The following is a 22,896-nucleotide window of genomic DNA, read 5'->3' on the forward strand; positions in this document are numbered from 1 at the left end:
ACGAAGCAATCTCAAAAAAAGCGGGGAGCAGGATTGTCATTGCGAACCCCGAATAGGGGTGAAGCAATCTCTAAAAGGAGGGGAGGGGGAAGCCTCCCCCTGGTTCGCACTCCGTTGCTCACCACCCCCTCGCCTGATGTGAACCCCAAAAGTTGGACACAACTTTTGAGGATTTATGAATCACTATAAAGAAGCCGAATGGCAAAAAGCCTTTGATTTATGCAAGGAAGGCGTAAATCCTAGGTCCATATCAAGAATTGTGGGTCTTTCAGAGCGAGACGTCAAGCATAGGTGCCGGATGTATCATCTTACCGGCATATTCCAAGTCAAGCCCCGCATAGGGCATCCTACGGATTGGAAAACAAGAAAGTCCGCGGTTGATTCGGTCATAAAGAAATCGCTATCTTATGTGGAAACATGCGCCAAGTTCGAAATAAGCAGACATACGCTCAAAGATTGGCTGAAAAAATTTCGACAAGGCGGCTATGACAATCTTAAAGACAAAAAGCCTCAAAGGGGCCAACCAAGGATGCCAAGACCGAAGAAAAAACGTGACGGGATGACCGAACTCGAGCTGCTCAGGGAGGAGAACCAGTACCTTAAAGCAGAGGTCGCCTACTTAAAAAAATTGAAGGCCCTAGACCAAGAAGAAAGTACCAGGATGTTCGGTGTAGGGCCGAAATCGTCCGAAGACTGAGCTCCGAGCATGCCTTAAGACACCTGTTGAAAGCTAGCGGTCTGTCTCGTTCTACCTACTATTACCATATTCAAGAGAGAACGGATCGCTACGAAACCGAACGGGCGAGAATAAAGGCTGTTCATGCGGAGAATAAAGGCCGGTACGGTTATCGTCGCATTACGATGCAGCTTCGCAACGAGGGGTTCAAGGTGAATCACAAGACTGTCTACAGACTCATGAAAGAGGAAAGCCTGAAAAATGTTCGCAAGCGCTGTTCGTACCACTCCTATCGAGGGGAGACAGGAGTGGTCGCCAAGAACATATTGAACAGGAACTTCAGCGCTACTGCGCCAAACCAGAAATGGACCACCGATGTGACACAGGTAGACATCAACGGAAGCTGGTGTTACCTGTCGCCGATATTGGACATGTACAACGGAGAAATCGTGTGCTATACTTTATCTGACCGGCCAAACCTCAATATGGTCATGAAGATGTTGGAAAAAGCCTATGCAACCAGGGATATAAAGAAAGGCCTGGTGTTGCATTCCGATCAAGGATGGCATTACCAGCACTACAACTACCAAATGTCACTCAAGCAGCACGGCATTATCCAAAGCATGAGTCGCCGGGGTAATTGCCTAGACAATGCCATGATGGAAAATTTTTTCGGGATAATGAAGTCGGAACTCCTTTACCCGAACACATTCAAGAACATGGAACATTTTAAACAGGAGTTAAGGAAATATATCGAATACTACAATAATGATCGCATAAAACTGCGGTTAAAAGGAATGAGCCCGGTGCAATACCGAGTCTGCAACTCATTTTTATCCTAATTTTAAAATGTCCAACTTTTTGGGGTCAGTTCACGCCTAAGGGGACACCCCTTAAAAACCCCGGCTCCCTCATAAAAAATAACGCCGGGGGAGAGCCCAGCGTATTCTGTCGATTGGAATGTCGTCGTTTAGGATTGGATCGGAAGCCAATGGCCTTGTTCCTTGTAAACGTCGGGCCAGAAAAGGATTTTTTTCTTGTCTGCCATAGCACACCTCTAGAGTTTAATTATCCTTGACACAGCGAACAGGATATGCATATCCACGACCTACACTTTGAAAAAGAACATCGCTTGCATAGCATCCAAAATTAACTATACGTGCATGGATTGTGCTAAACCAAAACCCTTCTGCCCCCATGTTACCCATATTAGCATAAGTACCATACATTGACTTGTTTCCTCCTGGTAAAACTGAGAAATTATAAACATCATTTCCGACATCACAAGACTCATCCCATGGCGGTGATGACATAAGGTTGATTTTTCCTTCAACATATGAAAGTAATGTTCGCCATTCCGTAGAATCTGGAATGTGCCAATTTTCTGGGCAGATTCCCCGCGCGTTTTTTTTCAAAGTACAGTTATTTATATTTTCATCACCACAATTCTTACTAGTATTACTGTAAACAGCCGCGCTATCCATTGCAGCCGATTTAGTGTACAGCCTTCCGTAATTGTTGCAGTATTTTATTGAATCATTGTAGCAATAACTTTTAGCAGAACCTTTATTATATTTAAGGTTTAAATTCTCAGCCATCCATATTTGAGAGCCTATAGTAACGGTTCGGTAAACCTGATTATCTCGCAAATCGGTCAATGTGTTATTTTCTGCATCATAAATACTCATTACTGCTGGCGTTTCGGAACTTGATGACAAAGTAATAGAACTGGATGATTCTGTCTCTAAACTTGAACTGCTTTCCAGCACGCTTGAAGAAGATTCCTCTATAGATGACGAAGACGGCACCTCGCTAGACGAACTTTCAATCGACGAAGAGGATTCCGTCACGCTCGAAGAACTTTTTTCCGAAGAAGACGACCCCGCGACAACATCCGAAGAACTGCTGCCAGCCGTCCCCTCGCTCGACGAGGACTTTTCGCCCTTGCCGCTGCTGCTGGACTCAACTTTTCCGGAACTCGACGAGGCTTTTCCGTCGCTGGAAGAACTGCCATCGACCGCCTTCTCGCTCGACGAAGACCCATCCGACTCCGCCGACTGCGGAGCCTGCCCAGAACTAGTCGACGGGCTCTCGGTGACACTTGATGATGAACTGCTGCCAAGGGCAACATCGTCGCTGGAGGAGGAGAGGGTAACCTCGCTATCCGCAGGCCCCGCCGGGGAATCACTCGAACCGTCGTCCCCGCAAGCATTGCCAAGCAACGCCGCCACCACAACCATTCCCCCCAGAACAAACTTCTTCATCATAAAAAACCTCACCCCTAAATATAACCCAAAACCACCCCAAAATCAACCACCCCGCGACCCAACACGCCGACATCTCAAGAAAAATGCTATAAAAATGCGCTTTTACAAAGAATTCGGCATTTTTCTTCCAAAAATACAAAACAGAATTGAACAAAAATACAAAACAAAACTTGACAATTTTACAAAACAAATATATATTGGTAAATATGAAAACGTATTTTCCCAGAATGGTTGACGACGAACTGGACCTGAGGCTTCGTTCCTCGGGTGCCGTTCTTATAGTCGGTCCTAAATGGTGCGGCAAGACTACGACGGCAGAACAAAAAGCCCAAAGCGTTGTCAAGATGCAAGATCCCGACTTCAGGGAGAGTTATCTTGCAACCGTATCGATTAAACCGTCTTTATTGCTGAAAGGGGAAAATCCTCGATTGATTGACGAATGGCAGGACGCCCCTATTCTGTGGGACGCCGTCCGCACGGAAGTGGACCGTAGGGGAGAAGACGGGCTCTTTATCTTGACGGGTTCTTCCAGTTTTGATCTTTCAAAGACAATCCATTCGGGAACGGGGAGAATATCACGATTGAAGATGTTCCCCATGAGCCTTTTCGAATCACAGGAATCCAATGGCCAAATATCACTTTCAAAACTGTTCGACTCCCCCGAAAGCGATATTGACGGGATTACGTCAAGCCTTTCGATAGAGCAACTAATTCATGCCGCTTGCCGTGGCGGGTGGCCGGCCGCTCTTTTCAAGAAAGGCGATGATGCCCAGCTTGTCGTCGCGCAAGACTATCTTGAAAACATCTGCCAGACAGACATATCCACGGTTGACGGAGTCGAAAGGAACCCCAAATGGACAAAGGCTATCCTAAAATCGTACGCCCGGAATGTCTCAACCTTGGCAAAGACCTCCAGCATCCATAAGGATATTCTATCGGAATCGGACAATTTTTCCATAATAACACTGGATTCCTACTTAAACGCGCTACGCAGACTATTCGTCATAGAAGATCTGGACGCCTGGAGTCCCTCCATCCGTTCCGCCACATCTATCCGTTCAGGGAAGAAGAGGGAATTTTCCGACCCATCAATTGCCGTCGCTGCGATGGGCGTCTCTCCCGAATACTTCTACACAGACCTGAAAACTTTCGGTTTTGTTTTCGAGACGCTTTGCATCAGGGACTTGAAGGTCTATTCTCAAAAAATACGTGGCGAACTTTCTTATTATCGCGACAGGACCGGGCTCGAGGCCGATGCCGTGTTGCATTTGAATGACGGACGCTATGCCTTGATAGAATTTAAGCTGGGGAGTCGCGAAATTGAGGAAGGAGCAAAGCACCTGACGACTTTAAAGGAACTTATACGGGAACATAATAAGAAAAGCGACCAAATTCAACTTCGTGAACCGGACCTGCTGATGGTTGTCACGGGTGGGCAAATGGCATATACGAGACCTGACGGTGTAAAAGTCGTCCCGATTGGCTGCCTTAGGGATTAAATAACGCCGGGGGAGAGCCCAGCGCAATCAGTCAATTGAAATGTCATCGTGTAGGATGGAGTCGGGGGCCCGCGCCATTGTTATTTCGGGATGTCAGACCAGAGAAGGAAGGGGATGAACGTAGGATGGTTCTTTTCTAATTCTTTATGCAACGAACAGAGTATGCATTATAAGTAACATCGTATGCTACAGTATAATCATTTGTTTTGCTAGACATACTTATTCTATAAGCAGCATCTGGTTTATAAAAATCTGCCGTCCAATATCTGGTATTTTCACCTAAGCCATAAAATTCATAGCTTTGTCTATTTCCCGCAGGTTTTGCAGAAAAGCAGACTGCGTCTATTCCCTTGGTATCTTCTTTCTCTCCTATCCATTTTTCAGTACTTTTTAGCATTTTGGGCGCCTTGCCCATTCCTCCAACAGACGATGTTAAGGTATCCCATTCGGCCCTTGTTGGAATATGCCATCCTTCTGGGCACACACCTTTCCATTTTGAAGGCAATGAACAATTTTTTTCATTAAAACCACATTTTATACCATAAGCACTATCCAAGAAAATGGAATCAATTGCTACGGTCCATGGATAAAGTTGACCGTACTCATCGCAATTAGCATTTTCCCCATCGAAACAAACACTTCGAGACGAGCCCGTTTTTCCCTTTTTATAATTATAATTCAAATTCTCCGCCATCCATTCTTGATTTCCAATCTTCACGGTCTTATAATCTTTTTCATCTCGTGTATCGTGTATAGGTTCTCCATAAATACATCCAATAGAGCTACTAGAAGAACTTTTTTCAGATGATGAGGAACTGGTTTCTTGTACACTCGATGAACTTTCTTCTGACGAAGACGAATTTTCTATCGGCCCAAGGTTCTCGGAACTGCTGCTTGAATATTGAGTAACAATGCCAGAAGAACTGCTCTCCGACGAAGATGTTTTCGCCTTGCTGCTGCTAGATTCTACGGGTTTGTCAGAACTAGATGATTGAACATTCTGGGAACTTGATGACACATCATCCTTACTGCTGCTAGACTCTACCTTACTGGAACTCGATGATTCTTTCACGTTTACAGAACTAGAGGAACTCTCTATTTTAGTTGAACTTGAAGACACGTCTGTTTTTGAAGAGCTGGACGATTCAACCTTCTTGGAACTTGAGGACTTTTCGTCCTTGTCGCTGCTACTGGAAACAACGTCGTCGCTGGAGGAGGAGAGGGTAACCTCGCTATCCGCAGGCCCCGCTGGGGAATCGCTCGACGCGTCGTCCCCGCAAGCATTGCCAAGCAACGCCGCCACCACAACCATTCCCCCCAGAACAAACTTCTTCAGCATAAATAACCTCACCCCTAAATATAACCCAAAACCACCCCAAAATCAACCACCCCGTGACCCAACACACCGGATTTCACCCCATACCGCAAGGCTTGTCGCTTGTATAGGGATGAGTTATAAGTCTGATTATCTGCACCCATATGTGCAAAATTTGCACATATGAAATCCTTTTCCATAAAAAATGCCCCAAAAATTGCTTTTTTCAAAAATCAAGTATCGTTTTCAAAATTTAGGGACATTATTTCGTCTTTGAAATACTGCAAAGCGGAATACCGAATTACCGGTTTATCGAGATTTTCCCCAGTCTTTATACAATCGAGATAATACTTCAAGAACGCCCGGAACCGCGCTTCAATCGTTTTCATATTGTCGTGCATTTCGATGAATTCCGCATGGTCGATAACCGCATCCTTGCCGATATCCCGTTCAGTCACAACGACTGCTTTTGAAAAATCCAAAGCAGGAATTTTCCCTTCCTTGCTTAGACTGCGTCGGCCAGATGTCGAAAAGAAGAAACAGTGCGATATTTTACCAAGTTTTGGACGGTGTGCGCTGGTGCGAAATGGAACGGCAAAGGTGAGCGCCCCAACCTGGATAACCAGCACGAGATGAGGCCTTTCCTGCTTGCTTAATATTTCAGCATGGTCCTTATGACGTTCAAAAAACTCGGCGTTTAGCCGGACAAGAGAATGATTTTCTAGCATATTTTCCTCAAAAAAAAATGCCGTCTTTTATACTTTCATATAAAAAACGGCATCAAATTGGTCTTTCTTTTTTATCTCAGGCAGCGACCTACCGCCCTGTTTCATCAAATTGGTCTTTCTTTTTTTCTCAGGCGGCGACCTACCGCCCTGTTCTGTGCTTAATATACAAAAATTTCTCTGACAAAGCAAGTGAAATTTCGAAAAGGTTCTAAAAACGCAAAAATCCTCCGTAGGGGAGGTCAGCACAAAAAGGGCCTAAAATTTCTTCCTTACGTCTGCAGCATAAAGCCACCCGCCTTGCTCGGCGGATCGTTCGCCCTCGGCAAGAGCCTTCTGGAGTTTCATTTCTGATTGAAGAAAGTTTGCATATTCCTTTTCGAAAGCCACTTTCTGCTTCGGGTCATCCATAATTCTATCAAATGTCGATGTTGGTTTTATCATCATACCTCTAATCTATTTTCAGATTATCCCATTGTCAAGAGATTATTCTAATCACCCAAAAAATTTGGGGGCATCAAATTGGTCTTTCTTTTTTATCTCAGGCAGCGACCTACCGCCCTGTTCTGTATCAAATAAAAAAAATCTCCGTGGGGGAGATGTTCCCCTTTCGTTTTTTTTCAAGCATTGGTGCTTTCCTGTACTTTCTCGATAACCTCCTCAGGGGTCACAAAGTTCAGAACGCTATAAGCGGTCATTTCATTGCCCATATCTTTGAAACTAGCCCCAAAGTGATAGACTGTGTCATCAATCAGCAGGAACCGGTCGTGAATCGTCCGCATCGTCTTTAAATCTAGGTCAGGATATTGCTTTTTGTGCAAGGCTACAGCCTCCTTGAATTCGGGAGTGATTCTTGGAGAATAAATAACGGCCTTGACGCCCTTCATACGCATCGCCGCAAATTTCAGTACTTCGATTGTGGCATACGGGTCAATAAAAACTACAGAACGCTTCGCCGACTTCACGAGATCAGCAATTAAAACGAGCCCGTCAAAACGTGTTCCAGTCGCAAGTATGCCTCCTGTAGGAGTTTGCGAAGCCTTGACGAAGAAATCGATGCGTTGTTCGACCGCAGAAAGGCGGGAATCCTGTTCGGCTATGGATTTTTCCACACCTTCAATTTTTACATTTTGGTCCTCAATTAGCTGCCGCTGCTCATGCAAACGGTCTACAATTTGCAAGTCTGTTGCAATTTTTCGTTGGTTTACGGCGTACCATTTGCCGATTTTACACGATAACCCACAGACAAAATCATGTCTAAATCATAGTGCTCAACTTGATAAATTTTGCCGTCATCGGCAGTTGTCGCAAATTTTGCGACAACTGAATTTTGACATTCTTCCCTCAAAGCATTTGTGATATGCTTACCTACCGTTTTAATGTCACGATTGAACAATAGCGCCAATTGTTGACGATTCAGCCATACGGTCTCGTTTTCAACACGAACCTCCAACCGGACTTCACCATCCGGCTGGTAGAGCACAATTTCACCTTTTTCTTCTTTTTTATCCATTTTTTACTCCTATAAACAAAAAAAGCCGGCTTTTGATATATAAAACTCCCAGAGTCCTCTGGGGATATAACAAAAGTCGGCTTTTCTAGTTGAACGTGGCTTGTAGACGGAAATCCGCTACCAGTGCCTGTCTAGGATAATATACAAAATTAGCGGAAGGAAAAAAATATTTGGGGAGGAACTTGATCTCTATTTCCTTGACATTTCACTGTTATAAATGTACTTTAGACCTTGGTCTAGACTATGCTTCATGTGACTGACGCGAAATATATTGGCGATTACAAGATATCCGTCGAATTCAATGACGGATGCCGTTTTGTCGCTGATTTCGAAAGCGTCATCAAGTCGGACCACCGCCCCATCGTGCAGCAACTAGCAGACATCAATACCTTTAAGGATTTCACATTGCAAGCGCACACAATCACATGGTCAAATGGCGTTGATTTTGCCCCGGAATACATCAAGAGCCTTCAGAATTCCGAATCCTATCCAGCTTGATTTGTGGAATTTTTTCGAAATATATTGTTTTTTGTTAATGAATAATGTATATTTGGGTTAGATAGGGTGGCAGAGTATCCACCTGAGAAAAAAAGAAAACTCAAATTGATGACAGGGTGGTAGAGCGACCACCTGAGATAAAAAAGAAAGCTCATTAGATGAAGTCGTTTTTATATATCCATATAAAAACGGCTTCTTTTTTATTTGGATAAAAAAGGATAATTATGAAAAAAGAAGATGCTCCAAAAGTTATGTTGCTGTCACCAATATTTTATGAAAGGTATGCTGATAATACAGAAATTCTTGCGAAGAAAAATCGTCCGTATTTAGTCTTGCTTGTGGAATATCGTTCCCTAAAATTTGCGATTCCGTTTAGATCGAATATCCAGCATACGCATGCGTACAAATTTGAATGCGAAAACGCAAAGCGCACATCATCGGGTCTAGATTTTAGTAAAAGTGTCATCATATTCAATGAAGATGAAGTGGGGATGCCGGCGCATATTGACTCAAAAGAACATACGGAGCTGATGAAACGCTATGTGTTTATTGTGGAAAAATTTCAAAAGTATATAGATGATTTTATAGAAGGCTTGAACAAAGAGCCTTTGCCTCCTAAATACAATTTTTCGTCATTAACCTTTTATCGAAGTTATTTGATAAAAACGGCCAAATAGAGCAAAAAATGAAAAAATCCTCCGCAGGGGAGGATTTTTAATGCGGGGGAGGCTGCGCGCGGTTTAAGATCCGCGGGAACTTATTCCCCGACTTGCAATTTCAGGGTCTTTCCGGCGGGATTACGGACGACGTAGACGCCGCTCCCGAAGCCGGCAGTCTTGAGGCCGGCCTTGAGGTCCGTGAGCGTCGCGCCGGCGTTCAGGCGGATGTTCCCGAGCTCGGAGCCCATCAGGTCGAATACCCTGTAGCTGCCCGCGGCCCTCGCGAAAGCGTTTGCCATGCCCGCGGCTCCGGCGCCGTTTAGGGCGAACTTCGGCTTTATGCCCGTGGTCGGGCAGCGATCTTCCGCAGCGCCCTTCTCGCTTTCACCAAAGGCAATCCAGTCGAGGTTCACGTAGTCGCCGGTAATCAGCACCTTGAACACGTGCTCGCCCTTCGCAAGCGCCTTCGTGGTCTTGCCCTTCAAGGTCGTGTAGGTGTCCCAATCCCCGGTGCTTTCCAGTTTCAGCGTGTCGGTGACGGCTTCGCCGTCCATAAAGAACTGCACGCCAGAACTTTCGGAGCCAGATGCGTAATGAAGTTCGTAGGGGAGGGCTCCCTCGGCCTTGACGTTTACGGTATATTCCATCCATTCGCCCTTCTGGGTGTAGCCCACGGCGAGACCCTTGCCGCACCCGTCTTCCATGGTGACAATATCTACGCGGTCTTCGCGGTATTCGCCGCCCTGGTTCTTGGTGTCCATGTCGTAGTAAGCCTTGCCCGCACCGCCCACATCGTAGTTCTCGAAGTCGATGAAGTTGGCCGTGCCCTCGACCTTCGCGCCCACAACCGGCAAATTGCATTTTGCCTCGGGGTCGTTGAGTTTCGCCTTGCAGAACGGCCCCTGAGGAACTGCGGTCTTGCTGTCTTCAAATTCCCAGTAATCGGCTTCGAAATCACCTGCGAACATGAAGAATACATCATGCTTGCCAACTGCACCTTCGGCAGGCACGGTCACCAGACCGTCCTTACTGAATTCAGCCTTGGCAACCACGGGGCCATCCACCTTGTCCAGGCGAACCGTAACGGAGGATGCCCTCTTAACGCTCAAAACGGAAGCCGAGAAGGATTCTGCGCCGGCGTCACCGAATTCCACGCCGCTAATCTTGGTGTACTTGCCTTCGGTAAGGTTGGTGAGAACCGTATTGCCGGCAGCACCGCTCTTACGGACCCTCACTTCTTCGCCCCAGGACATGGTTTCCGCTTCCACGCGCTTGTACGGGTCAAAATCTTCCAGCTGGGCCACACCATTATCCGGCCACCAGTCAATCTTCTGGATGGTTCCGTCGGCATTATACTTCATCTCGGCAACGCCAACAGAACGGCGTTCCTTGTGCTGGAACTTAAGGCCCATTTTATCGGATTTCTGGTGCCAAAGCTGGTAATGATGGCCAAAAACGTATGATTTTCCCTTGTAATCGATGATTCCCGGGTGGTTTCCATTACTGCGGGAGGAATGAGGCATAATGTCGCCCTTGTAGGTCCAGGGGCCCGTGGGGGAGTTGCTCATGGCGTAACCGATGCCTTCGGCACAGCAGGTGGAAGCAAAAGCCATATAGTAATGGTTACCGTGCTTGTAGAGCCAAGGGCCTTCCTGGTAATCCTTGATCTTGGGGTAGGTAACAATATTGCCGGAAGTACTGATCATGTCTTCGTTAAGCTTGATCATATAGAGGTCGGGATTTCCCCAGTACAAATAGGCCTGGCCGTCATCGTCAATCCAGACGGTGGGGTCGATGTCGTTCCAATGTTGCCGCTGCCAAACCAAGGCCTTGTTCAGAGGTTCCTTGAAGGGGCCGTAGGGACTATCTGCCACCAGGACAGAAATTCCGTTACCATGAATGGGGACGTACATGTACCATTTGCCATTGCGAAACACAACCTGCTCGGCCCAAGCGCCATTGGTCTTAGTACTCCACTTGATATCGTTCAGGGAGGCCACAGCCCCGTGGCTAGTCCAGTTGACCATGTCTGTAGACGTGTGTAACAGCCAGTCGTACATGACGAACCCTTCGGCATTGTCCTCGTCGTGGGTCGTGTACAGGTAAACCGTATCCCCATGGACATAGGGCGCCGGGTCACACGTGTAGTTGGTTGTAATGATTGGTTGCTGGGCAAAGGCCATTCCAGCCAAAGCCAATACAGAAGTAACGGATAAAATATTTTTCATCTTAATCTCCAAACATGTTTAACACCAGAGATAAAGATATATTGCGAAAAGCCCCGCGGAACGCCCCGGGATTAACTTATCATTGACATTTTTACAAAAGTGGGCGGGGGAGTCTCGTGGAATTACTTGCCGGACGAGACAATCACCTTCGCGGTCTTCAAGATTTTGTTCTTGAGCTTGTAGCCCTTCTGGAACACGGTCACCACGTGGCCTTCGGGCACGGTCTCGCTGGGCTGCTGCATCAGGGCTTCGTGCATGTTCGGGTCGAATTCGGCACCCGTCGGGTCGATTTGCTCGAGGCCCGCATCGGTCAAAATCTTTGCGAACTGGTTGTAGATCATCTGCATGCCCTTCTCGAAGGCTTCCAAATCCTGGGCCTTGTTTTCGCTCGCGAAAGCGCGCTCGAAGTTGTCCTGCACTTCAGAGAGCTTTTCAAGGAGCTTGCCGTTTGCCGTTTCGATGAGTTCGAGCTGTTCCTTGGCGGTACGACGGCGGTAGTTGTCGAATTCGGCCATCAGGCGCAAGTTGCGGTCATTAGCGTCGGCCAGTTGCTGCTTCAGGACTTCTGTCGGGTCCGGAGCCGCGGCTGGTTCCGCAGGCTGTTCAGCAGATTCAGCGGGTTGCTCGGCGGTAGCTTCGGCCTGGGCTTCGTCAGCCTTGTTGGCTTCGGCTTCCATCTTCATGGCTTCTTCGGCGGCCTTGAGCACGTCCTGTTCGAATTTTGCCTTTTCTTCGGCGGTCGGTTCCTGCTGATTCAAATCTTCTGCCATTTCTAAAAAATCCTTTTAAAATGCCTCACATTGATATGTCGGGGCTCTGTTTTACATTTTCCGTGCCATATTTAGCAATTTTCATGCCAAGTGCAAAGATTAGAAAGTTGTTTTGTTTTGAAACATACAACGACTTTTTTACAATTATTTGAACAAAAATGCTTTTTCATGAAAAAAGAGTATATCTTTGTAAATAAAAGTTATAAGAAGGACTCCATATGAATACAGAAACACCGAATCGCGGCCCGAATCCAGCCCAAATGAAGGCTGTCGGCCTCAGAATTTCATTTATGATGGCCCTATGGATGAGCTTTACGCTCAGCATATTTGGTACCGCTACGGCTGAACGCCCTGCCGGCATGCCTTTGGCCCCTATTATTATAGGTTGGTTCGGCAGCTTTGTCTTGAGCTTTGTGGTGAGCTTCGGCATCGGTTTTGTGGTGCCCATGGGCAAGGTGAATGCCGCTCTTGGCCGAAAATTCCACCTGCAGCCGCGAAAAATAACCACTCACATCATTGAAACCTTCGTTTCCAACCTGATTTATACGCCGCTCATGACGGCCGTCATGGTAACTTTTGCCTATTTCGTGCTGATGCCGCCTGACCACAAACCGCCTTATATGCCCATGTTCGTGGGTTCGCAAATTGCCTGTTTTGTATTCGGCTATATCATGATTTTCATTGCGATGCCCTTTATCGCCAAAAAAGCCTTCAAATCGGCAGGTGTGGGCATGCCTCCCAAACAATAGTTGGTTAAATTTTTTGTTACATTAAAACTTTCAAATAGCCTATTTCAATAAATCCCCGGTCAAGCTGACCGGGGAAATTTTTAAATTTGACATCAAAGTTTAATTCCCCTTTTTAAAGGTGATGTATGTGGAAAGCTAAGGGTGCAACCCGCTACTTTTTGTCTATACTAGCAATGACCTTTGTGCAAATGGGTGTGTTCATCTATGCACAAAAAATTCTGTCCGGCTCCTTCGTCAATGTGGAATCAGGACAGACCTGGCAAGCATTCATGCTCCAAATCTTCTTCCTCGCGCCATATATTCTAATGGTATTCTTTGCGGGGTTCTTCACCAACAGGTTCTCTAAAAACAAGGTGCTGGCTTGGTCATCCCTAACGATGACACTCTTCGTGATCGCCCAGGCGGTGTTGGTCACCTGCAGCTGCCCCCGCGTGGCATTCTGGTTGTCCATTGGCCTTAGCTGCGGTTTTGCGGTACATAGCGCCGCCAAATACGGCATTCTAAAAGAAATGTTCGGCGTTCGCAACCTGAGTTTCGCTAACGCATTCCTGCAAATCTTTGGTCTGGGCGGCATTATTTGCGCCTCCTGGCTTGCAGTGGTGGGGGTGAACCTCATTAACCTGGAATCCCTGCAGTCTTACGCCGCAGTCCATCGTATCACGTCGGAATCCCTTGTCATTCCCTGGATTTTGGCCGGAGTGGGCGTGCTGGGTACAGTATCCAGCTTCCTCGTGCCCAAGGTCAAGTACGAAAACAAGAACGTGAACATCCAGAACGTGAAGAAGCATTTGAGCCTGGGTTGGCGCGTGCCGACTCTCCGTGCATCCATTATCGCCCTTTCCATGTTCTGGGCATTGGCCCAGGTGTTCGTACTGATGTTCCAGGATGTGTCCGGTTCCTATGCCATCGACACCATCCAGAATTACCTTGCATTCGCTTTCGTGGGCCTTATGGTGGGCTCCATTATCGCCGCAACCAAGTCCCGCGACTTTATTGAAACCGGCTTTATCCCGATGGGTATGATCGGCGTGTCCGTTTGCATGTTCCTGGTGCCGTTCTTTGTGAACCCGGTGGCTTTGGTGATTCTTTATTCCTTGACGGGTATTTTCGGCGGCCTGTTCCTAGTGCCGGTGAACGCCCTTTTGCAGTACAATACGCGTCCCAACAACTCGGGTTCTGTGCTGGCATTGGCAAACATGATCCAGGCTATCGTCCTGATTGCCTTCCTGTTCCTGTTCTCCATGATGGTCCATTACACCGATATCCGCCCGCAGCTTTACTTCTTGGGCCTCGCTCTTGTGTCGCTGGTGGTGTTTGTCTGGACTATTTCCAACTTGCCCCAGGCTTTGCTCCGTACTCTGCTTAAGCTGGTGTTTAACCGTTACCGCATTCGCGTGCTGGGTGTGCAGAACATTCCCAACGAAGGTCCGGTACTCTTGGTCGGTAACCATCACAGCTTTATCGACTGGGCCATGCTCCAGATGGCATCTCCGCGTCCTCTTTGCATTGCCAGCAACAAGGACCACTTTGAACGTTGGTACTTGCGCTCGGTGTTAAAGCGTCTCGGCATGATCCGAATCGACAATAACAATCCCAAAGAAGCTATGGACAAGGTCCATGAGGCACTTCTGGCCGGTAAAGCGGTGGTCATTTTCCCGACAGGCGAAGTGTCCAAGTCCCCGCACGTGGAACCCTTTACCATTGACTATTCTTCGGCTGTTGACGAGACCGACGCGGTGATAGTCCCGTTCTACATTCAGGGCCTCTGGGGCACAAACTACAGCTATAGCGGCTCCAACATGTATGGCGCGTCTTCGGACCGTTCCGTGACAGTTGCCTTTGGCGATGCCATTCCCGCAACGACGCCTCCTAACGAGATTCGCGCCATTGTCCGCAAGATTTCGATTGATGCCTGGAAGTACGCCGTCAAGTTCGTGCACCCGATTGCGTCGTCCTGGATTCGAACCTGCAAGCGTTACGTGAAGCATGGCCCTGCTATTTACAGCCCCGACGGCAAACACTTTTCGGGTTACAAGCTCATGGGTGCCGTTATGGCATTCCGCGGGCTTTTAAGGAAAAAGCTTGGCAAAGATGAACAGAATATCGGTATCATGCTCCCGCCGAGCCCCGCTGGCGTCATCGTGAACCTGGTACTCTGGGTCATGGGCAAGACGAACGTGAACTTGAATTACACCTCGTCGGTCGAAAACGTCAAGTACTGTTGCGAACGCGCCGACGTGACGACGGTCATTTCGAGCAAACAGTTTATCCAGAAACTGAAGGGGAGAGGGAACGACTACTCCGAAATTGCCTCGGACAAACTTCGCATTCTTTACGCCGAAGACTTGATGAAAGAAATCCCGAAGGCAAAGATTGCGGCATTGCTGCTTACCTGTATCGTGCTGCCCTCGTGGCTCATTCGCTTTATTTTCTGCAAGCGTACCAAGATTGACGATACGGCTGTCATTGTGTTCAGTTCCGGTTCCGAGGGAACTCCGAAAGGCGTGATGCTCAGCCACAGGAACTTGATGGGTAACATTCAGCAGCTTGCGTGCATTATTAACGTAAGCCGCGGCGACGTGATGCTTTCGGAACTTCCGCTGTTCCATAGCTTCGGCCTTACCGTAACCACGCTTTTGAACTTGACCGAGGGTTGCCCGATTGTGGCAGTGGCAGACCCCACCGACGTAAAGACCATGGCCCGCGTATGCGCCGAATTCCATGTGACATGCTTGGTGGCAACGCCTACGTTCTTGCGAGCCTTTACGGTGAGCCGTTACGTGCATCCGTTGGTGTTCAAGTACGTGCGCATGATTATTGCCGGTGCCGAAGCCTTGCGCCCGGAACTTGCAACTGCATTCCGCCTCAAGTTCGGTAAAGAAATCTACGAAGGTTACGGCTGCACCGAAACGGCTCCGGTGGCCTCGGTGAATACCGAAAACACTCTGCACAACGACTACACGACGCTCCAGATAAATAATAAGCCGGGTACCGTGGGTCCTGCGCTTCCGGGAACACAGTTCCTGATTGTAGACCCCGAAACGAACATTCCACTCCCGACAGGCGAAGCGGGTATGATTCTGATTGGCGGCTGCCAGGTGATGCAGGGCTACCTCAAGGACCCGGACCGCACAAATAGCGTTATCGTGAAAATCAACGGTATTCGTTACTACCGCACCGGCGACAAGGGATACCTGGACGAAGACGGATTCTTGACGATTGTGGACCGCTACAGCCGATTCGCAAAGCTCGGCGGCGAAATGGTGAGCCTGGGTGCCGTCGAAAAGAAGATTCAGGATACGCCGGTCCTGGAAGGCTGCGACTACTTGGTGACGACCATTCCGGATTCGGCCAAGGGCGAAAAGATTGTTCTTTTGTACCAAGGCGAAAAAGACCCGAAGGACGTGATTTCGGAATTGCGCGCAAGCAACTTCCCGCCGATCATGCTCCCGTCGCTTGCCTTTGCGGTCGAAAAAGTGCCTAAGCTCGGTACGGGCAAGGCAGACTTTACCACCGCGAAGAAGGTCGCCAAGGAACTCGCCGGTGTAAAATAATGTGCATAAAGGAGATGTGTGATGTGAAATTTTATAATTTATCATCACACATTTCACATTACACATTAATAATCGCTTATGAATCTTGAGCAACAAAATACAGGTTTGACCCCGGTACGAACGGCACGGTTAATTTCGTCGCTAATCGCCCTAGTGGGCATGGTTTTCTTGTTCCTGGAACGGGCGCTTGCTGCCGTGCTGCAAATGGCATCCGAAGGCGTTCAGCTTGGCCTTACGCGCTATGACAGCTTTACCGGGCGTATGGCGCTTCAGAACTTTGCCGAAGACCGTCAGCTGTTCAAGATGCTTCAAGACGTCCAAGAACTGCTTCCGTCAGCGGAATCGGCCTTGACCGTTTTCTTGTTTATTGCAATCGTGTTGTTGGCTATTGCTGTGGTGGGGCTTGCTCTACCTAGGTTCTTTGTACATATTCTTGTGGCAATCAAGCTCCTTAAATGGGAAACTGATGAGACCGAAGAAGATGGTGAAGAAACATCTTTCCGTGAAATTTTGACCAACATCGGGGAGATTCCGCTTAAAAAGCTTGCCATCCCGGTTGCCGTAATCGTCGTTTTGGTGGGCGGTTTCGCAGGGATTCGTAGTTGCCAGGAATCTGCAAAGTTTGCTTCTGTTGATTCTGCAGTCGAAGATTTGGAACAGCACACGCTGGACTACATCAAGGCTCAAAAGGCCTATTTCGGCAAAACGAAGACTGTTGGTGGCCCCAAAGCCCTCCAGTTGCCGGACACATCTTCTACTGATTACTTTGAATACAAGATTACCGGAGCTAGGTTTACCGCCATTTCGAGAGTACCTATCGAAGGTTGCCCTGCCGGTACCAAATGGAGCGTCTATTCTGAATCCAAGGGCGTTTTCAGCAAGGAATTGGCCCTGTACAGACAGCCACCCAAGATTCCGGCCTGTATAAACATTACGCCGAATTACAAGAACATTGGTCGCCCCGAGAAGACCAAGAAAGTGGAAGATCCGAAGGCAAACGAACAGAAATCCAAGGATTCGACCGCCAAAGACCAAAAGGCAAAAGAGCCTGAAAAAAAGTAATTCTGGCGTTGAACCTTGTTCACCGGCATAATGTTTAATTTCGTATACAAAAGCTCGTTTTAGTTAAACGAGCTTATATTTATTTATAGCGCCCATGTGGGTGTGTTGTTTGGGAAAAATGTATGAAAATCAATCATGGTATAAATTTTGCCATGGCGGTATTTTGCGCAGGTGCCGTAAGCGCGAACGCCGCCATTGAATGGGTAAACCAGTGCACCAGTAACGGCTTTACGCTGATTGCCGAGTCGGCGCACTTTGAAGTCTGCAAGAAGCCGACGACGGATGACGGCCAGGCGAACAACGTTTCCATTCCGGATGCGGATGCGCAGGGCGTGCTCACGTCGCTCGAAAAAGTTTATTCATTCTATATCGATTCGCTCGGCTGGATGTTGCCCTTCCCGAAAAGCCCGGATAAAAAGCTCAAGAGCAACATCTACGTGTTCGACAATTCCGTGATGGCGGCGCTCTACGGCGGGCAGGACTACGTGAAAGGCTTGAACAACGAATTCGGACCGGGCATGTGGATTGGCGTGGGCTCGCTGAAAGATTATTGGGGCACGTCGCACGAATTTGCGCACGGTCTGCAGGGAGTCGCCGGCTGGATGGGCAACAACAGCCATTCGGGCTGGTTCGCCGAAAGCCATGCAAACTGGATGGCGCACCAGTACAATCCGAACGACGCCCACTGCGCCGAATACCTCATCAATTACCCGTATCTGTATTACGGCTCCACACGCGACCGCTACTGCAACTGGCAATTCCTGGAACACCTCAAGGAAGAATTCGGCGGCGGCAACAAGGGCGCACACGAGGTGAACCGAATTTGGATGGAATCGATTCGCGACGGGGAAGATGGCCGCATGGAGCAGACACCGTTCTCCGCGATGATGATGGTTTACGGCTGGTCGCTTGATAGTTTGAATGCGCAATTTGGCAAATTCGCCATGAAAAACGCGACGCTTGAATATGCACCTGCAAAGAAGACGCTATACAAGAAGTCCTGGGGCGATTATGAATTCAAGACGCGTCGTGACGCCAGCTGGGGCGACAATTACCGCAGACACACGCGCGTGACCATGCTGAACAAGATCCCGTGTCCGGATTATTCCCCTCGCGAAGGCATGGAAGAGGAATGCCCGGAACAATACATTTCGCCCTCCTACTGGGCGCCGCAGCGCTGGGGCTACAATCTGGTGCGACTCTATCCGGATTCCGCCGGCAAAGTCACGGTCAAGTTCCGCGGCATTGTGCAGGAAAAGCCGACGGTTAGCGGTTACACATGCTTTGGCGACAATACGGACTACTACAAGGGCAAAACCTACAAATGGTGCAATTACGCGCCCGACAAGCTGCCGGACCCGGCCTCGGGCTGGACAGTCGGGCTAGTCGCGGAGGGCGCGGACGGAACGCCGCGATACAGCGAAATGAAGCACGGTACAGGTTTTAATATTGAAATTGAGACGAAGGCAAACGACAAGGCATTGTGGCTTGCCGTGACGGCGACTCCGACCGAGATGCAGACGATTTTGTGGGACCAGTTCTACTACAGCGTTTACCGCTACCCGTACATGATCGAGGTGGTAAACGGTGCTCCCGAAGGCTACAATAAGGACTTCTGGAAACCCGCAAATGCAAGCGGATATACGAAACACAGCAACGGCGGCGGCCTCGTGAGCAGCAAAGCGAAGGTCGATGCGAGCGTGTACGTGGGCCCCAATGCAGTCGTGAACGGCGGCACCGTTTCTGGAAACGCCCGCATCGAAGACTTCGCGGTCGTAGACGGCGGCACCATCAGCGGAAATGCCATTGTCCGTGGTCGTGCGCTCGTGACTGCAGGTACCATTGGCGACGATGCCGTGCTCGAAGAAGACGCGTGGCTCGTGAGCGGAAGCATTACCGGTAAGGCAAAGGTCGGCGCGCTCTCGATTATCGTGAATACGACGGTGACGGACGATGCGCAGGTCTATGGCGTGATGTGGGCATTAAACGGCAAAAAGCTCTCTGGCACGGCGCAGTTGCGCGGTGACCTCGAAAACAACTTCGACAAGGAAATTTCGAAGGGGATCTTCTACGGCATGGTCGACAACGGAATGCTTAACAATGCAAACTACGGCGCAAACCTTACGACTCCGCCAACCGATGCGACCGCAAGCCTGGATAAGGCCGTATGGTATGCCGTGGCCGACGATTCGACTGAAACGGGTCCTTCTAAATTAATCAATACTCAACGCCTGCGCCTGAATCTCGAGGACAATGCTTTCGATGTGTTCAATTTGAACGGCAAGCACCTGGGTGTCGTTAAAAACGGAATTCAAGGTCAAATTTCGCTGCAAGAATCTTTGCGCAAGGCGGGCCTGAACGCGGGCACATACCTTATTCGCGGCAAGGAATCTAATAAAATGCACCGAGTGAACTTGCGGTAAACAGCCTCAGTGCATCAAAATAAACTTATTTAGAACGAATGAAAAAACTCTTTTTCATTCGTTTTTATTATCTTCAATACGTTTGGTGTGGAAAAAAAGAGGTTTACATGTTTGGAAAATCCCTATTTTTAACGACGGCGCTTTGTGTGGCCGCCTTGGCTCAAGACCCTAATCTGCATATCTACCTGGCCTACGGACAATCGAATATGTCGGGGCAGGCAACAGTGACCGATGCGGATCGTCAAACAAATCCGCGGTTCCAGGTACTGCGTGCAGGCAACCATTCCGGGCAAACCGTGGGCGAGTTTTACCCGGCGGCACCCCCGATGGGGCATAGCGGTTCCAAGGTCGGCATTGTCGACTTTTTCGGTCGCAAAATGATCAAGGAATTGCCGGATAGCATTACTGTGGCTGTCGCGAACGTGGCGATTGGCGGCCAGAGCATTGACTTGTTTGACAAGGATCGCAATGCGGCTTACGTGCAGAACGCCAAGAACAAGAACGATACCTGGTGGATTCCGTATCTTGAAGAATACGGTGGCGATGTGCACAAGCGCATTGTCGAAATGGGTAAAATTGCTAAACAGAAAGGCGTCATCAAAGGCTTCCTGTTCCATCAGGGTGAAGCGGATTACCAGATGAAGGACTGGCCGGAACGCGTCAAGAAGGTTTACGACCAGTTCATTGAAGAACTTGAGCTAGATCCGGAAAAGGTTCCGATTTTGCTTGGCGAGCTTGCGCCGACAGGTGATTTGGGCTGGCGTAACGACGCTGTGAAAGAGGCGGCGGACTTGATTCCGAACGGCTATGTGATTTCCGCCGAAGGTTGCCCGGCCATCAAGGAACCGAACTACACGTTGCACTTTACGCGTGATGGTTACCAGACTTTGGGGGAACGCTACGCCGAAAAAATGCTTGAACTTCTGAAGGCTCAAGAAGTCGCTCCCGATACGTCCGCAAAAGATACCGTGAAGACGGACTCCACACAACAAGACTCTTCAAAAGTTGATTCGGTCAAGACGGATTCGACGGCGCAAGACAGTACGATTGCAATCCGTAGCTTGCCGCGCCTGCAGGCTGTAGAATCGGAACAGCCGAAGCTCTATTACGACAAAAAAGAACAGGCGCTATTTGTTCGCTTCAAGAAAAATGGGCGAGAATTCCGTTACCGCGTCACTGGTAGCAAGAACTAAGAATCTTCGTTAACTTACAATGCAAAAAACCCCGGATTCAATCCGGGGCTTTTTAAATGATTGTCGAACGGAATTAGCCGTTTACCTTCGGAAGCTGGGCGAGGCTCTTGGCGATGTCTTCATCCGTCGGGATGTAGTCGCTCATTTCGCCGTCGTTGAACTTCTGGTAGGCAACCATGTCGAAGTAACCCGTGCCGGTGAGGCCGAACACGATGTTCTTGGCCTGGCCAGATTCCTTGCACTTGAGGGCTTCGTCGATGGTAGCGCGGATAGCGTGGCTGGATTCCGGAGCCGGGAGAATGCCTTCGGTCTGGGCGAAGAGCTTGGCGGCTTCGAACACCTTGGTCTGTTCCACAGACGTTGCACGCATCAGGCCCTGATCGTAGAGTTCAGAGAGGATGCTGCTCATGCCGTGGTAGCGGAGACCACCGGCGTGGTTGGCAGACGGGATGAAACTGGAGCCAAGGGTGTACATCTTGGCCAGCGGGCAAACCTTACCGGTATCGCAGAAGTCATAGGCGTACTTACCGCGAGTGAAGCTCGGGCAGCTTGCCGGTTCCACAGCGAGAATATCGTAGTCGGCTTCGCCACGGAGCTTTTCACCGATGAACGGGCTCACGAGACCGCCGAGGTTAGAACCACCGCCAGCGCAACCGATGATGAGGTCGGCCTTCACGCCGAGCTTGTCGAGAGCGGCCTTGGTTTCGAGACCGATCACGGACTGGTGGAGGAGCACCTGGTTCAGCACGGAACCGAGAACGTAGCGGTAACCCGGCTGCTTCACGGCAGCTTCCACAGCTTCAGAAATAGCGCAACCGAGGCTTCCGGTGGTGCCCGGGAATTCGGCGTTGATCTTCTTACCGATTTCGGTGTTCATGGAAGGAGACGGAGTCACAGAGGCTCCGTAGGTGCGCATGACTTCGCGGCGGAACGGCTTCTGTTCGTAAGAAACCTTCACCATGTAAACCTGGCAGTCCAGTCCGAAGAAGGCACTGGACATCGAAAGGGCGGTGCCCCACTGGCCTGCACCCGTTTCAGTCGTCACGCCCTTGAGGCCCTGCTTCTTGGCGTAGTAGGCCTGAGCGATGGCGGAGTTGAGCTTGTGAGAACCCGAAGTGTTGTTGCCTTCAAACTTGTAGTAGATGTGAGCCGGAGTGCCGAGGGCCTGTTCGAGGAAGTAGGCGCGGACCAGCGGCGACGGACGGTACATCTTGTAGAACGTGCGGATGTCTTCCGGAATTTCGATGTACGGAGTGTCGTTATCGAGTTCCTGCTTGATGAGTTCGTCGCAGAAAACCGGCTGCAGGTCTTCGAAGGTCACCGGCTTGCCGGTACCCGGATTCAGGAGAGGAGCGGGCTTCTTCTTCATATCGGCACGGACGTTGTACCATGCCTTCGGGAGTTCATCTTCTTTAAGGTAAGTCTTGACCTGACCTTCGATCTTGAGCGAGTTTCTCATATATGTTCCTTTTTTGCGGTCCGCCAGGGGCGCAACCAAAATTTTGCCCTAACAATATAAAAAAAACGAGTGTAGCCCAAAGGAAGTAGTTCTCACCAAGTAGTTTAATTTGGAATGGTTGACAGAAAAAATTTTTTTAGTAAATTCAAAGTATGGCTATCAATCATAACCTATTTACTGGGCAGACAGAACTAGCAGGGGAGGTCCGCGTGTCGCATGCTGGCGAGGGCGCAAAAACGCTCCCGGTCCACAGCGGTAAGAAATTCATTAGACTCCGCCCGCATTCCCGTAAACCCAAAGCACAAA

21 protein-coding genes are annotated in these 22,896 nt (G+C 49.0%); 11 read left to right on the forward strand and 10 right to left on the reverse strand.

Annotated elements, in window-relative coordinates:
- Positions 1-175 precede the first annotated feature (175 nt).
- Together BUA40_RS02220 and BUA40_RS02225 are read left to right on the forward strand one after the other, a co-directional pair.
- Complete coding sequence (locus BUA40_RS02220) at positions 176-697, forward strand: helix-turn-helix domain-containing protein (RefSeq protein ID WP_072797822.1); 522 nt, start codon at positions 176-178, stop codon at positions 695-697.
- Positions 628-1,518, forward strand: a complete 891-nt coding sequence (locus BUA40_RS02225; protein WP_143149659.1) for an IS3 family transposase — start codon at positions 628-630, stop codon at positions 1,516-1,518. Before BUA40_RS02220 ends, BUA40_RS02225 begins: the two co-directional genes overlap by 70 nt.
- A 222-nt stretch (positions 1,519-1,740) precedes the next feature.
- Here the strand turns inward: BUA40_RS02225 and BUA40_RS14480 are convergent, their stop codons facing one another.
- Positions 1,741-2,364: an FISUMP domain-containing protein gene (locus tag BUA40_RS14480; protein WP_072797823.1), complete on the reverse strand. Its 624-nt coding sequence runs from the start codon at positions 2,362-2,364 to the stop codon at positions 1,741-1,743.
- A 256-nt stretch (positions 2,365-2,620) separates the two neighbouring features.
- On the opposite strand from BUA40_RS14480, the gene BUA40_RS14485 reads away from it, so the two are divergent.
- Both BUA40_RS14485 and BUA40_RS02240 read left to right on the forward strand, forming a co-directional pair.
- A complete protein-coding gene (locus BUA40_RS14485; RefSeq protein ID WP_072797824.1) occupies positions 2,621-3,178 on the forward strand; it encodes a hypothetical protein in 558 nt (185 codons plus the stop codon).
- The gene (locus BUA40_RS02240; RefSeq protein ID WP_072797825.1) at positions 3,150-4,442 is read left to right on the forward strand and encodes an ATP-binding protein; all 1,293 of its coding nucleotides are present in this window, start codon (positions 3,150-3,152) and stop codon (positions 4,440-4,442) included. The genes BUA40_RS14485 and BUA40_RS02240 overlap by 29 nt, the downstream gene beginning before the upstream one ends.
- Before the next feature lie 136 nt (positions 4,443-4,578).
- Here BUA40_RS02240 and BUA40_RS02245 read toward each other — a convergent pair whose 3' ends face one another.
- The 6 genes from BUA40_RS02245 to rhuM form a co-directional block, all read right to left on the reverse strand.
- Entirely contained in the window at positions 4,579-5,781 is a 1,203-nt protein-coding gene (locus BUA40_RS02245) for an FISUMP domain-containing protein (RefSeq protein ID WP_072797826.1), read from the reverse strand.
- A 14-nt stretch (positions 5,782-5,795) separates the two neighbouring features.
- On the reverse strand, positions 5,796-5,987 hold the full coding sequence (locus tag BUA40_RS14315; protein ID WP_143149660.1) for a hypothetical protein: 192 nt from the start codon (positions 5,985-5,987) through the stop codon (positions 5,796-5,798).
- 3 nt (positions 5,988-5,990) lie between these two features.
- A complete protein-coding gene (gene tenpIN, locus BUA40_RS02250) occupies positions 5,991-6,485 on the reverse strand; it encodes a type III toxin-antitoxin system TenpIN family toxin (protein ID WP_072797827.1) in 495 nt (164 codons plus the stop codon).
- Positions 6,486-6,740: 255 nt separating this feature from the next.
- The gene (locus BUA40_RS14320) at positions 6,741-6,929 is read right to left on the reverse strand and encodes a hypothetical protein (protein WP_143149661.1); all 189 of its coding nucleotides are present in this window, start codon (positions 6,927-6,929) and stop codon (positions 6,741-6,743) included.
- A gap of 173 nt (positions 6,930-7,102) precedes the next feature.
- Positions 7,103-7,663 carry a hypothetical protein gene (locus tag BUA40_RS02255; RefSeq protein WP_072797828.1) on the reverse strand — a complete coding sequence of 187 codons (561 nt, stop codon included), beginning with the start codon at positions 7,661-7,663 and terminating at the stop codon, positions 7,103-7,105.
- Between the two features lie 23 nt (positions 7,664-7,686).
- Positions 7,687-7,995 carry a RhuM family protein gene (gene rhuM, locus BUA40_RS02260; protein ID WP_072797830.1) on the reverse strand — a complete coding sequence of 103 codons (309 nt, stop codon included), beginning with the start codon at positions 7,993-7,995 and terminating at the stop codon, positions 7,687-7,689.
- A 243-nt stretch (positions 7,996-8,238) separates the two neighbouring features.
- Here rhuM and BUA40_RS02265 point away from each other — a divergent pair, with 243 nt between their 5' ends.
- Complete coding sequence (locus BUA40_RS02265; protein ID WP_072797831.1) at positions 8,239-8,493, forward strand: DUF2442 domain-containing protein; 255 nt, start codon at positions 8,239-8,241, stop codon at positions 8,491-8,493.
- 224 nt (positions 8,494-8,717) lie between these two features.
- Positions 8,718-9,170 (forward strand): type III toxin-antitoxin system TenpIN family toxin, encoded by a 453-nt coding sequence (gene tenpIN / locus BUA40_RS02270; protein ID WP_072797832.1) that lies wholly within the window; start codon positions 8,718-8,720, stop codon positions 9,168-9,170.
- Positions 9,171-9,250: 80 nt separating this feature from the next.
- On the opposite strand, the gene BUA40_RS02275 is transcribed toward tenpIN (BUA40_RS02270), so the two are convergent.
- Both BUA40_RS02275 and grpE read right to left on the reverse strand, forming a co-directional pair.
- A complete protein-coding gene (locus tag BUA40_RS02275) occupies positions 9,251-11,380 on the reverse strand; it encodes a family 43 glycosylhydrolase (RefSeq protein WP_072797833.1) in 2,130 nt (709 codons plus the stop codon).
- Between the two features lie 122 nt (positions 11,381-11,502).
- A complete protein-coding gene (grpE, locus tag BUA40_RS02280; protein ID WP_072797834.1) occupies positions 11,503-12,150 on the reverse strand; it encodes a nucleotide exchange factor GrpE in 648 nt (215 codons plus the stop codon).
- A 218-nt stretch (positions 12,151-12,368) separates the two neighbouring features.
- On the opposite strand from grpE, the gene BUA40_RS02285 reads away from it, so the two are divergent.
- The 5 genes from BUA40_RS02285 to BUA40_RS02305 all read left to right on the forward strand — a co-directional run bounded on the left by BUA40_RS02285 (position 12,369) and on the right by BUA40_RS02305 (position 21,131).
- Positions 12,369-12,899 (forward strand): hypothetical protein, encoded by a 531-nt coding sequence (locus BUA40_RS02285; protein ID WP_072797835.1) that lies wholly within the window; start codon positions 12,369-12,371, stop codon positions 12,897-12,899.
- A gap of 125 nt (positions 12,900-13,024) precedes the next feature.
- On the forward strand, positions 13,025-16,453 hold the full coding sequence (locus BUA40_RS02290; protein ID WP_072797836.1) for an MFS transporter: 3,429 nt from the start codon (positions 13,025-13,027) through the stop codon (positions 16,451-16,453).
- 159 nt (positions 16,454-16,612) lie between these two features.
- Positions 16,613-17,515 (forward strand): hypothetical protein, encoded by a 903-nt coding sequence (locus BUA40_RS02295; RefSeq protein WP_072797837.1) that lies wholly within the window; start codon positions 16,613-16,615, stop codon positions 17,513-17,515.
- Positions 17,516-17,637: 122 nt separating this feature from the next.
- The gene (locus BUA40_RS02300; RefSeq protein WP_072797839.1) at positions 17,638-19,938 is read left to right on the forward strand and encodes a DUF6055 domain-containing protein; all 2,301 of its coding nucleotides are present in this window, start codon (positions 17,638-17,640) and stop codon (positions 19,936-19,938) included.
- A gap of 107 nt (positions 19,939-20,045) precedes the next feature.
- Positions 20,046-21,131, forward strand: a complete 1,086-nt coding sequence (locus BUA40_RS02305) for a sialate O-acetylesterase (RefSeq protein WP_072797841.1) — start codon at positions 20,046-20,048, stop codon at positions 21,129-21,131.
- A 73-nt stretch (positions 21,132-21,204) separates the two neighbouring features.
- Here the strand turns inward: BUA40_RS02305 and BUA40_RS02310 are convergent, their stop codons facing one another.
- Positions 21,205-22,590, reverse strand: coding sequence for a TrpB-like pyridoxal phosphate-dependent enzyme (locus BUA40_RS02310; protein ID WP_072797844.1), 1,386 nt, complete (start codon positions 22,588-22,590; stop codon positions 21,205-21,207).
- Between the last annotated feature and the right edge of the window lie 306 nt (positions 22,591-22,896).

This window comes from Fibrobacter sp. UWT2 (genome assembly GCF_900142545.1).
In the GTDB taxonomy this organism is placed as follows: domain Bacteria; phylum Fibrobacterota; class Fibrobacteria; order Fibrobacterales; family Fibrobacteraceae; genus Fibrobacter.